The following is a 12,125-nucleotide window of genomic DNA, read 5'->3' on the forward strand; positions in this document are numbered from 1 at the left end:
GAATGTCGCCGCCGCGTTCCTTTCGCGCGGGGAGGTCAGTGCGGCCAGATCGGCGGGTCGGTGGTGAAGTGGCCGCCGAGGCAGGCGTGCTCGGGCCTTTCCGGGTCGAGTTCGCCCTGTTCGGCGAGGAGTTTTTCGGCGTACGGCTCGGAGTCGTCCCGTGGCTCGTAGCCCAGGGCCCGTGCCGAGGCAAGGTCCCACCACAGGCGGGTGTTGGCGGACGAGCCGTACACCACGGTGTGCCCCACGCGCTCGGCCGTCAGGGCCGCGTCGAACAGCCGGGCCCCGTCGTCCGGGCTCATCCAGACCGACAGCATCCGTACGGAGGTGGGCTCGGCGAAGCAGGAGCCGATGCGCACCGAGACGGTCTCCAGGCCGTGCTTGTCCCAGTAGAACTGCGCCAGATCCTCGCCGAAGGCCTTGGACAGGCCGTAGAAGGTGTCGGGGCGGTGCGGAGTGGCGACCGGGATGAGCGGGTCCGTGCCCATCGGGCGGGGGGTGAAGCCGACCGCGTGGTTGGAGGAGGCGAACACGATCCGCCGCACGCCCTCCGCGCGCGCCGCCTCATAAAGGTTGTACGTGCCTTCGATGTTGGCCCGCAGGATCTTGTCGAAGGACGCTTCGAGGGAGATCCCGGCCAGATGGAGCACCGCGTCGACCCCGTGCACGGCCGCACGCAGCGCGTCCTTGTCGGCGAGGTCGGCGGTGATGGCGGCCGGCTCGTCCGGGATCGGCAGCACGTCCAGGAGGCGCAGCTCGTATCCGTACGCCGGAAGCAGCCCGCGCATCAGGGTGCCGAGCCCGCCGGCGGCGCCGGTGAGCAGGACGGTGCGGGGTCGGGGCATGGGCTCTCCTCGGGGTGCGGGCTGTCCGGGCGGATCAGGGGGCACCGTTCGTCGACCCGATGCATCCATGGACATCATTCACATGCGTGGACACGCTAGGGAGCGCGCCCGAACCACGTCAAGGGGCGCGCCATGGGCTCAATCCGCTTGCGGGTCGGGGTTGTTCGCCTTGACCTGCGCAAGGGCGCTGCCTTAGCGTTGAGGCGTTCAGAAATATAGACGCCAGTCAGAATTGTGCACGACGGTCCTTGCCCAGGGAGCACCCGTGACCTCAGCCCCGCTCGCCGCCCGTCTCACTCACGTCAGCGGACCCCTATTCTTCCCCGTGACCGCGTACGGGCCGGACGGGAGCCTCGACCTCGACACCTTCCGGGTGCATGTGCGCCAGGGCATCGAGGCGGGCGCGACCGCGGTCTTCGCCTGCTGCGGGACGGGGGAGTTCCACGCCCTGACCCCGCAGGAGTTCCGGGACTGCGTCGCCGCCGCCGTCGAGGAGAGCGCGGGCCGCGTCCCGGTGGTGGCCGGCGCCGGATACGGCACCGCCCTCGCCGTCCAGTACGCGCGGCTTGCCGAGGAGGCCGGCGCGGACGGGCTGCTCGCGATGCCGCCCTACCTCGTCGTCCCGGACCAGGCGGGCCTGCTGAGCCACTACACCGAGCTGGCCGGGGCGACCTCGCTCGACGTCATCGTCTACCAGCGCGACAACGCGGTCCTCACCCCCGAGACCGCCGTCGCGCTGGCCCGTGTCGACGGCATCATCGGCTTCAAGGACGGCCTGGGCGACCTCGACCTGATGCAGCGCATCGTCAGCGCCGTACGCTCCGCGGGCCTTGCCCCGCTGTACTTCAACGGCCTGCCCACCGCCGAACTCACCGGTCTCGCCTATCGGGGCATCGGCATCACCCTCTACTCCTCGGCCGTCTTCTGTTTCGCCCCCGACATCGCGCTCGCCTTCCACCGGGCCCTCGAATCCGGCGACGACGCCCTGGCCAACCGGCTGCTCGACGGCTTCTTCGTGCCGCTCGTCGAACTGCGCAACCAGGGCCGTGGGTACGCCGTTTCGCTGGTCAAGGCGGGCGTACGGCTCGGCGGCCTGGACGTCGGCGAGGTCCGCCCCCCACTGACCGAGCCCGACGACGACCACATCAAGCAGCTCGCCGCGCTGATCGAGCGGGGGCGGGCGCTGTTGGGTACGTCCGGTGCGGCCGGTGTTCGTGGGGCGGGCGTGTGAAGACCTCCGCGTTTCTCTACCCCTGGGACGTCCTGGGCGATCCGGACGCCCCGGCGCGCATCGCGGACCTCGGGGTCCGGCAGGTGACGCTGGCCTCCGCCTACCACTCGACCCGCGCCCTGACGCCACGTCACCCCGGCCACCGCATCGTCACCGCCGAGCATGCGGCAGTGCTCTATCCGCCGAGCGAACTGTACTGGCGGGGACGGGACTTGAGGCCGTACGCTTCCGGGTCCTGGGCGCCCGGCGATGCCTTCGGACAGGCCGCTCAAGCGCTCGCGGCGGCCGGGCTCGACGTGCACTCCTGGGTGGTGCTCGCGCACAACTCCCGGCTCGGCGCGGAACACCCCGCGACGTCCGTGGTCAACGCCTACGGCGACCGCTACCCCTGGGCCCCCTGCATCGCTCAACCCCGGGTCCGGGGCTACCTCGTCGCCCTCGCGGCCGAGGCGGCGGTGCGGCCCGGGGCCCTCGGGGTCGAGCTGGAATCCTGTGGCTGGTACGGCCTCGCCCATCTGCACGGCCACGACAAGATCGCGGGGGTGGCCCTGGAGGACACCGCGCAGTACCTGATGTCGCTCTGCTTCTGTCCCTCCTGCGGGTACGGCTACGAGGAAGTGGGCCTGAAGACCGAGGAGTTGAGGGAGTGGGTGCGGCGGGCGCTGGAGCCGGTGTGGCGGGGTGGCCCGCTGGACCCGTCCGGCGCGGAGCTCCTCGCGGCCACGCTGCCGTTCCGCACGCGCGTCGCCCAGGAGCTCCAGGAGGCGGCCGTCGCGGCGGTACGGGGGCGGGCGGGGGCGGGGTTCCAGGTGCTGCTGCACGCGGATCCCCGGCCGGATCGGTGCGGGGCGAACGTGGGCGTCGACGCCGGGCACGTTCTTGGCGTGGCCGATGGGGTGGTGGTGCCGGGCGGGGCGGGCGGGACGGAGCTGCTGCGGGGGTTCGCCGCGCGGGCGGCGGGGGGTTCGGTGATCGCCGCGAATGTCACGGTGGTGTCGGGGATGGGGGGGAGGCCGGGGGCGCTGGGGAGGAGGCGGAGCGGGTGCGGGGGGGTGGGGCGACGGAACTTCGGCTCTATCACGTGGGGTTGGCTTCGGACGGGGATCTGGCGATGGTGCGGAGATCGGGCGTCCCGGGCTGATGCCCGGCGCGGGCTGGGGCTCCGCCCCAGACCCCGTATCGCGCCTCAACGGCGCTCGTCCTCAATCGCCGGACGGGCTGAGGTGCTGGCCGGCACCGAGTAGTTAGGGGCGCGGGGAACTGCGCAAGCCACCCCGCAGGGTTCGGTGGAGGCCCACCCCGCCCCCCCGAGCCACCCCGCAGGGCTCGGTGATGCCCCACCCCCACCCCCGCGAGCCACCCCGCAGGGGGCCCGGCGGTGGCCCACCCCGCACCCCCCCGAGCCACCCCGCAGGGGGCCCCGTGCTGGCCCGCCCCCAACCCCCCGCCCCCTACCCCCGGTAGGACACGGTGCGGCAAAGATTTGGGGGTTTGCCCTGGCGGGGCGCGTGTGATGCGCGTAGACAGGCGGCCATGCGCACTCTTACCAAAGCCGCCGCCACCGCCGCCGCGTTCGCCGTGACCGGTGTCGCCTTCTACGGCGTCGGCGCCGCCTCCGCCGACAACGCCGCGCCGAAGTCGGACCGCGAGATCCCCAATGTCACCAAGGTCGAAGACAAGATTAACGCGTACTACGGCGGCGCCCCCGACGCCTCCGGGAGCTACCAGGCGTCGCCCACGAGCAACTACGCCAAGCAGGTCGCCGACATCGAGGCCCGCGCCAAGCGGCAGATCAAGCACGCCGCCGAGCACCCGGGGTGGGACGGCCGCAAGCCCGCCATCGTGCTCGACGTCGACGACACGACGCTGCTGACGTACGACTACGAGAAGAAGAACGGCTTCGCCTACAACGCCGCCGCTTTCGACGCGTACGTACAGAGCGCACGCTCGATCGCCGTGTTCGGCATGCCGGACCTGGTCAACTACGCGGCCAAGAACGGCGTCACGGTCTTCTTCCTGACCGGACGCGACGTCTCGCAGCGCGACGCCAGCGCCGTCAACCTGACCAAGGCCGGCTACAACGTCCCCGTCGACCCCGCGCACTTCTTCCTCAAGGACAAGGTCAACGCGCCGGCCTACCTGAGCTGCGGCAAGCCCACCTGGACCTGCTCGACGGTGGACTACAAGGCGGGCACCCGCAAGCACATAGAGTCGCTCGGCTACCACATCGTGGCCAACCTCGGCGACCAGTACACCGACCTCTCGGGCGGCCACGCCGACAAGACGTACAAGATCCCGAACCCGATGTACTTCCTGCCGTAACCCGCCCGTCCCGCCCCGCTCCGGTCCGGGGCGCCCGCCGTCCACGCGCGCCCCGGGCCGGGTTCCACCGCGTCAGTCGGACGCCAGCGCGGCCTTCATCATCGCCCGGGCGACCGGGCCCGCCAGGCCGTTGCCGCTGACCTCGGAGCGGTCGGCGTCGGAGTCCTGGATGACCACGGCCACCGCGACGTCCTTGCCGGTCGCCGGGTCCTTGGCGAACGAGGTGAACCAGGCGTACGGCTTCTTGGAGTTGTCCACGCCGTGCTGGGCCGTGCCCGTCTTGGCACCGACCTCCAGGCCGTCGATCTTCGCGTTGGACCCGGTGCCGTCGGTGACGACCGAGATCATCGCGCTGTACATCGCCCGCGCCGTCTTCGAGGACAGGATCCTGGTGCCGTCCGAGTCCGGGTAGGACTGGAGCGTGCTCCCCTTGGAGTCGGTCACCTTGGACACCATATGGGGCGAGGACATGACGCCGTCGTTGGCAAGGGCGGCCGACACCATGGCCATCTGCATCGGGGTCGCGGTCACATCGAACTGGCCGATGCCCGAGAGCGCCGTCGACGACTTGTCCATGTTCTTCGGGTACACGCTCGTCGCCGCGCGGACCGGCACGTCCAGCTCGGCGTCGTTGAAGCCGAACTTCTCGGCCATGGCCCGCACCTTGTCCTGGCCCAGGTCCACGGCCATCTTGCCGAACACGTTGTTGCAGGAGTATTCGAGCGCCGTACGGATCGAGGCGTTCTCGCAGGGCGCGGACGCCGACTCGTTGCGCAGATCCGTGGTGGTGCCCGGCATCCGGTACGGGTTGGGGCTCGCGGTGTTCTCGTCGATCGAGGAGTACAGCCCGTTCTCCAGCGCGGCCGACGCCACCACCAGCTTGAACGTGGAGCCCGGCGCCAGCGGTTGGCGCAGCGCCCGGTTGAGCATCGGCTTGCTCGGGTCCTGCTCCAACTGCTTCCAGGCCGCACCGTCCGCCGACGAGGACCCCGCGATCTTCGAGGGATCGTAGGACGGCGTGGAGACCATGCCGAGGATGCGGCCGGTCTTCGGGTCCATCGCGACGGCCGCGCCCTCCTTGTTGCCGAGCGCCTGATAGCCGGCCTTCTGCACCGCCGGGTCGATCGTCGTCAACACGTCGCCGCCGGGCGACCGCTGCCGGGTGAGCGCGTCCAGGGGGTTCTGCATGCGCGGGTCGCTGCCGTCGAGGACCTTGGAGTAGATCCCCTCCAGCTGCGTCGATCCGTACGCCTGTGACGCGAAGCCGGTGACGGGCGCGTACAGCGGCCCGTCCTTGTAGCCGCGCTGGTAGGCGAGGTCGCCGCTCTTCGTCCTTTTCGAGTCGGTGACCGGCGAACCGGCCACGATGATGTCCCCGAGCGGCTGCGCGTACTCCGCGATGGTGTTCCGCCGGTTCAGCTTGTCGTCCGCGAGGGCCTGGCCTTCGTAGAACTGCACATAGGTGGCTCGACCGAGGAGGGCGAGCACCATCAGCAGACAGAAGACCGAGGCGCGCCTGATTGTCTTGTTCATCCCGTATGCAGGACGGACGGGCCGGAGCGTGGAGTTCCTGTTGTCCCGGTTTCTCAGGAAACCTTCATCGGGGCCGGACGAAGCCCGACTCATACGCCGCGATCACCGCCTGGGTGCGGTCGCGGGTGCCCGTCTTGGCCAGCACGGAGGCGACATGGGTCTTCACCGTGGCCGGCCCCACGCCCATCCGGTCGGCGATCTCCGCGTTGGTGAGGCCGGTCGCCATCAGCCGGAGCACCTGTGCCTCCCGCTCGGTGAGCCGGGCCGTCCAGGCCGGGGCGGCCTGCTCGGGCGCGTGCCGGGCGGCCAGCTCGCGGACCTTCGCCGGGAACAGGAGCGAGTCGCTGCGGGCGACCAGACGGACCGCCTGGATCAGCTCCTCGGCGGCGGCCCGCTTCAGCAGGAACCCGGAGGCGCCGGCGCGCAGCGCGTCATAGACGTAACTGTCGTTCTCGAAGGTGGTGACCACCACGATCCTCGGCGGCGCCGCGAGCGTGGCCAGGATCTGCTCGGTGGCGCGGATCCCGTCGATCTCCGGCATCCGCACATCCATCAGGACCACGTCGGGCAGCCGGTCGCAAACCACCGCGACGGCCTCGGCGCCCGTCGTGGCCTCGCCGACCACCTCCAGATCCGGCTCCGCGTCGATGATCACCCGCAGCGCGGTGCGCACCATCCGCTCGTCGTCGGCCACCACCACCCGGACCGTGCCGCTCATCGCGCACCGCCCAGCGGAAGGCACGCACGCAGCCGCCAGCGGCCGTCCTCGGTGCCGGCCGACGCGTGCCCGCCGAGCAGCGCGGCCCGTTCCGCTATCCCGCGCAGGCCGCGTCCGCCGCCGGGGCGCACCACCGGCGCCCGAGACGGCAGGGGGTTCTCCATCACCAGGACCAACTCTCCGTCGCCGACGGCGACTTGCAGGGCGACGGGTGAACTCCCGCCGTGGCGCAGGGCGTTGCTCAGTCCCTCCTGGACGATCCGGTACGCCTCCCGCGAGACGAGTTCGGGCACCGAGGATGGATCGCCCTCCAGGGAGTACGCCACCTTCAGGCCCGTGCGGGACACCAGCCCCTGCAAGGCGGCGAGGTCCGGGGTGGCCGGATCCCCGTCGTCCTGGCGCAACAGGCCCAGTACGGAGTCGAGTTCGTCCACCGTACGCCGGGCGGTCTCCTCGATGGCGGCGAGGGCCTCGCGCACGAACGCGCGGTCCGAGTCCAGGACGCGGCGGGCGGCCGAGGCCTGAAGGGTGACCGCGCTCAGGGCGTGGCCCACCGAGTCGTGCAGCTCGCGGGCGAGCCGGTTGCGCACGGCCAGCTCCGCCGCCTGCCGCTCGGCGGCGGCCAGCCGGTCGGCGGGAGCGGGCCCGAGCAGGAGCGGCGCGAGCCGGGCGAGCAGCGCCCCGGCCGCCGCCGAACACGCCGCGAGGCCGAACAGCATCGCGATCCCCGCCATCGGGGCGAGCGCGATGCCCCAGCCGGTGGAGAGCGGGCCGCCGCTGCTGTACGCGGTGTGGCGCAGGCCCGGGAAGAAGGGCAGCACGATCAGGAACACGGTGAACGGGGGCAGCGCCAGGCTCATCCCGCTCAGGATCCCGCCCACCGCGACATGCGTGGTGTACCAGGCGGAGACGCGCAGCCGGGCCTCCCAGGAGCGGGCGGGCCCGTCGGCGAGCGCCGCCGGATCCACCCCGCCCAGCGCCCGGACGCCGAACACCAGCAGCGGCCGGGCGATCGGCACGAGACCGGACACGGCGGCGAACGGCAGCGCGACGGCGAACGACACGAGCGCGAGCGGGAAGGACGTGAACGGGCTGACGCCGCCCGCCACAGGGCTCACGACGACCGTGCCAACGAGGAAGTACGGCATCAACAGGGCCCCGCCGATGACCAGATGGACCCAGCGGTGCCGCGCCCGGGCACCGAACAGCGCGCGCATCACGGCGTGACGAGCCTTCAGAGCCGACGGGTGGCCAGCGTCAGGCGGTCCCGCGCGTCGAACAGGGCGTCCTTCACCATCTGTTCGTGCGCCGGGGTGAGCCGGGCCACCGGCACCGAGCAGCTGATCGCGTCGCGCGCCGGGGTGCGGTACGGGATCGCGACACCGAAGCAGCGCAGCCCGAGCGTGTTCTCCTCGCGGTCCACCGCGTAGCCCTGCTCCCGGACGAGGTGCAGCTCCTCGATGAGCTTCTCCCGGTCGGTGATGGTGTGCTCGGTGAGCTGCTGGAGGTTCTCCGGGAGCAGTTTGCGCACCTGCTCGTCGCTGTGGGTGGCGAGCAGCGCCTTGCCGAGCGAGGTGGAGTGGGCGGGGAGCCGGCGGCCGACCCGGGTGAACGGGCGCAGGTAGTGCTGCGACTGGCGGGTGGCGAGATAGACCACGTTCGTGCCGTCGAGGCGGGCGAGGTGGATGGTCTCGGTGGTGTCGTCCGAGAGGCGGTCCAGGGTGGGGCGGGCCGCCGCCACCACCTCGTCGCCGTCGATGTAGGAGGTGCCCACCAGCAGGGCGCGGACGCCGATGCCGTACCGGGTGCCCGTGGCGTCGGTCTCCACCCAGCCGAGCTCCACCAGGGTGCGAAGGAGCATGTACAGACTGGACTTCGGGTAGCCCACCGCCTCCTGGACCGCGGCGAGGGAGTGCATTCCGGGCCGTCCTGCGAAATACTCGAGCAACTCGACCGTCCGCACCGCGGACTTGACCTGTGCTCCACCTGAATCGGCAGCCGACATCCCAGCACCCCGCTCCTTCTCGCCGAGGCTTCTTGCCAAGGCGGAACGCCCGTTAATAGAGTCCCAGCATATTCAGCATCGGGAACTCTGTTCAGAATACCGAACAAGTCCTGGTGGGTGGCAGGAGCGGACCGGGCAGTGGAAGGACAACGCGGTGAGCGCAGCAGCACCAGTCTGGAGTGTCGACCCCCGTACGGGGAAGCCGCGTGAAGAGGTTGCGGTCGAAGCCACGCCCGAAGAGGTCGATCAGGCGGTCCGGGCCGCCTGGGCCACCCGCGGGGCGCTGGCCGACCTGAGCGTACGCGCCGTCCTCCTGAGGACCGCGGCCGACCTCCTGGACGCCTCCGCCGACCACGTGGTGGAGGCCGCCGACGCCGAGACGGCGCTCGGCCCGGTCCGCCTCCGCGGCGAACTGGCGCGGACCACCGCCCAGTTGAGGGCGTTCGCCGAGGCCGTCGAGGAAGGCGCCTTCCTCGACATACGCATCGACCACGCCGACGCGTCCCGGACGCCGCCCTGGCCCGACCTCAGGCGGATCAAGGTCCCGCTCGGGGTCGTCGCCGTCTACTCCGCCTCCAACTTCCCGCTCGCCTTCTCCGTCCCCGGCGGCGACACCGCGAGCGCGCTCGCGGCCGGCTGCCCCGTCGTGGTCAAGGCGCACCCCGACCACCCGGCCACCTCCGAGCTCTGCGTCTCGCTCCTGCGCCGCGCGGCGGCCCGGGTCGGCCTGCCCGAGGACGTCGTCGTCCTGGTGCACGGCTTCACCGCGGGCGTCGAACTCGTACGCCACCCGCTGGTGTCGGCGGCCGGCTTCACCGGCTCGGTGCGCGGCGGGCGCGCCCTGTTCGACGCGGCGGCCGCGCGCCCCGCGCCCATCCCCTTCCACGGCGAGCTCGGCTCCCTCAACCCCGTCGTGGTGACGGCCGCCGCCGCCGAGGAGCGCGGCGAGCAGATCGGGGCCGGGCTCGGCGCCTCGATGACCCTGGGGGTCGGCCAGTTCTGCACCAAGCCCGGCTTCGTGCTCGCCCCGCGGGGCGAGGCGGGCGACGCCCTGCTCAAGGCCCTGACGGCCGCCGTCAGCGACACCGACGCCAACGTCATGCTCGACCACCGCATGCGCGACGCGTTCGTCGCCGGTGTCTCCGAACGGGCCGCGCTGCCCGGGGTCGAGGCCCCGGTCACGCCCGGCGCGGGCGGCGAGCACACGGTGAGCGGCGGCTTTCTGACCGTGCCGGCGGCGCTGCTGGCGGAGGAGGGCGAGCACGATCTGCTCCTGGAGGAGTGCTTCGGACCGGTCACCGTCGTCGCCCGGTACGCGGACGAGGCGGAGATCGGCGCGGTGCTCTCCCGGCTGCCGGGCAACCTCACCGCGACCCTTCAGCTCTCCTCGGCGGAGGCGCGGGGTGAGGGCTCCGGGGACCAACTCCTCGCGGAACTGACCCACTTGGCGGGCCGTGTCCTCGTCGACGGCTGGCCCACCGGTGTCGCGGTCGCCCCCGCGCAGCACCACGGCGGTCCGTACCCCGCGTCCACCTCCACCTCGACGTCGGTCGGCGCGACCGCGGTGGAGCGCTGGCTGCGGCCGGTCACCTACCAGTCGACTCCGCAGGCGCTGCTGCCGCCGGAGTTGCGGGACGACAATCCGCTGGGGTTGCCGCGTCGCGTGAACGGCACCCCGGGATAACCCCGCGCCGCCCCGAACGGCCCTTAGCCCCACGGCCGTTCGGGCCGGCCCATCCACCCTGACCCGCGCGGTCCGCGGCCCCCTTTCGCGCAGTTCCCCGCGCCCCTAACCCCGCTTTCGGCCGCGGGCCGTGCCCGCTTTTTGCGCAGTTCCCCGCGCCCCCAAAATCCGTTTTCGGCTGCGGGCCGTGTGTGGCTGGTCGCGCAGTTCCCCGCGCCCCTTAAAGGCTCGGTGCTGGCCAGCACGGGCCACCTCAGCCCGTCCGGCGTTTGAGGACGAGCGCCGTTCAGGCGCGATACGGGGTCTGGGGCGGAGCCCCAGGGGGACCGGGGCACGGGGTCAGGGGCGGCGGAGTCGTAGTGTCGTCAGGGCGGAGAGGGCGAGCAGGGCCGCCGCGATCAGCAGACTCACCCGCAACCCCGGCACGAACCCCACCCCACCCCCCACCAGCGCACCGAACACCGCGATGCTGAGCGCCCCCGCAACCTGCCGCCCGGCATTGAGCACCCCCGCCGCAAGCCCCGCCCGCTCCCGCGGCAGCGCCTCCATCATGGCGGCGGTCAGCGCCGGCACCGCAAGGCCGCAGCCGAGCGCGAGGGGGACCAGCAGGAACGCGGCGAGCAGCGTGGGGGTCCGCTCGTCGGCGAGCAGCAGCATCAACAAACCGGCCAGCGCGATGATTTGACCGGCCAGCATCGGCACGCGCGGCCCGAAGCGGTTGGACAGCTTGCCCGACAGCACGTTCATGACCGGGATCAGCGCCGTCATCGGCAGGAACATCAGCCCGGCCGTCAGCGCGGACTCACCGCGCACCCGCTGGAAGTAGAGACTGAAGGCGAAGATCACGCCGTAGAACGCCACGCTGGCCGTGGCGCCCGCGCCCAGGGCGACGGCCACGGTCCGGCCGCGGAACAGGCCGAACGGCACCACCGGGTGCGCGGCGCGGCGCTCGATCCACCAGAACGCGACCCCGGCCGCCGGCGCGAGGAGGCCCGCCACGATCCGTACCGTGCCGTGCTCGATCACCGCGAAGGCGAGCGCGGCGAGCGCCACGGCGGCCGCGAGCTGACCCGGCAGGTCCAGGGGCGCGGGCCGGCGTCCGGTGCGCGGGGCGCGGGTGGTGAGGGCGAGGGCGGCGAGTCCGAGCGGCAGGTTGATGTAGAAGATGCCCCGCCACTCCCACAGCGTGGTCAGCGCGCCGCCCGCGACCGGGCCGAGCGCGACGGCCACCGAGCCCCCGGCCGCCCACAGCGCCACCGCCCTGGCCCCGCGCTCCGGGTCCGGGTAGGCCTGGCGTACCAGGGCGAGCGAGGCGGGCAGGACCACCGCGGCCGCCACACCCTGGAGGACGCGCGCGCCGATCAGCGCCCCGAGGGTCGGGGCCAGGCCGCAGGCCGCGGAGGCCAGGGTGAAGACGACCGTGCCGAGCGCGTACGCCCTCGCCGAGCCGACCCGGTCGGCGAAGGCGCCGGTCGACAGCATCAGGGCGGCGAAGGCGAGGGTGTAGGCGTCCACCACCCACTGGAGGCCGGACATGCCGCCGCCGAGATCAGTGCCGACCGCGGGCAGGGCGACGTTCACCACGGAGGCGTCCAGGGTGATCAGGGCGAAGCCGAGCAGGGCGGCCGTCAGGGTGAGGGCGGGGGAGGAGACGCGCGGCGCCCGCGGGGTCAACCGGCGTTCGGTGGGCGAGATTTGGAGGGAGGCGTTCGGTGACATGCCCCCAGCCTGGCGGGCGCCCGGGGCGTACAGTAGTGGCCCGAATGCCATACGTCCGGAGGTTCTGG

Annotated in this window: 9 protein-coding genes and 1 pseudogene; 4 read left to right on the forward strand and 6 right to left on the reverse strand. The window is 72.3% G+C overall.

Translation table 11 applies throughout. The features are described 5' to 3' along the window. Positions 1-35 precede the first annotated feature (35 nt). The gene (locus DWB77_RS28925; RefSeq protein WP_120724546.1) at positions 36-845 is read right to left on the reverse strand and encodes an NAD-dependent epimerase/dehydratase family protein; all 810 of its coding nucleotides are present in this window, start codon (positions 843-845) and stop codon (positions 36-38) included. A 265-nt stretch (positions 846-1,110) separates the two neighbouring features. Between DWB77_RS28925 and DWB77_RS28930 the strand changes: the two genes are divergently transcribed. From DWB77_RS28930 to DWB77_RS28940, 3 genes and pseudogenes are all read left to right on the forward strand, one after another. After that, positions 1,111-2,076, forward strand: coding sequence for a 5-dehydro-4-deoxyglucarate dehydratase (locus DWB77_RS28930; RefSeq protein ID WP_120724548.1), 966 nt, complete (start codon positions 1,111-1,113; stop codon positions 2,074-2,076). Further along, positions 2,073-3,217: pseudogene (locus DWB77_RS28935) on the forward strand (hypothetical protein). The gene DWB77_RS28930 and the pseudogene DWB77_RS28935 overlap by 4 nt, the downstream one beginning before the upstream one ends. Before the next feature lie 392 nt (positions 3,218-3,609). Beyond that, entirely contained in the window at positions 3,610-4,398 is a 789-nt protein-coding gene (locus DWB77_RS28940) for an HAD family acid phosphatase (protein ID WP_120724550.1), read from the forward strand. 72 nt (positions 4,399-4,470) lie between these two features. Here the strand turns inward: DWB77_RS28940 and DWB77_RS28945 are convergent, their stop codons facing one another. The 4 genes from DWB77_RS28945 to DWB77_RS28960 form a co-directional block, all read right to left on the reverse strand. Then, on the reverse strand, positions 4,471-5,931 hold the full coding sequence (locus tag DWB77_RS28945; RefSeq protein ID WP_120724552.1) for a peptidoglycan D,D-transpeptidase FtsI family protein: 1,461 nt from the start codon (positions 5,929-5,931) through the stop codon (positions 4,471-4,473). Positions 5,932-5,995: 64 nt separating this feature from the next. After that, entirely contained in the window at positions 5,996-6,649 is a 654-nt protein-coding gene (locus DWB77_RS28950; RefSeq protein ID WP_120724554.1) for a response regulator transcription factor, read from the reverse strand. Next, positions 6,646-7,866, reverse strand: coding sequence for a sensor histidine kinase (locus DWB77_RS28955; protein ID WP_120724556.1), 1,221 nt, complete (start codon positions 7,864-7,866; stop codon positions 6,646-6,648). Before DWB77_RS28955 ends, DWB77_RS28950 begins: the two co-directional genes overlap by 4 nt. 17 nt (positions 7,867-7,883) lie before the next feature. Further along, complete coding sequence (locus DWB77_RS28960) at positions 7,884-8,654, reverse strand: IclR family transcriptional regulator (RefSeq protein ID WP_120724558.1); 771 nt, start codon at positions 8,652-8,654, stop codon at positions 7,884-7,886. 154 nt (positions 8,655-8,808) lie between these two features. On the opposite strand from DWB77_RS28960, the gene DWB77_RS28965 reads away from it, so the two are divergent. Further along, entirely contained in the window at positions 8,809-10,338 is a 1,530-nt protein-coding gene (locus tag DWB77_RS28965) for an aldehyde dehydrogenase (NADP(+)) (protein ID WP_120724559.1), read from the forward strand. Positions 10,339-10,677: 339 nt separating this feature from the next. Here DWB77_RS28965 and DWB77_RS28970 read toward each other — a convergent pair whose 3' ends face one another. Next, entirely contained in the window at positions 10,678-12,057 is a 1,380-nt protein-coding gene (locus DWB77_RS28970) for an MFS transporter (RefSeq protein ID WP_120724561.1), read from the reverse strand. Positions 12,058-12,125 lie beyond the last annotated feature (68 nt).

It is taken from the genome of Streptomyces hundungensis (assembly GCF_003627815.1).
Lineage (GTDB): Bacteria > Actinomycetota > Actinomycetes > Streptomycetales > Streptomycetaceae > Streptomyces > Streptomyces hundungensis_A.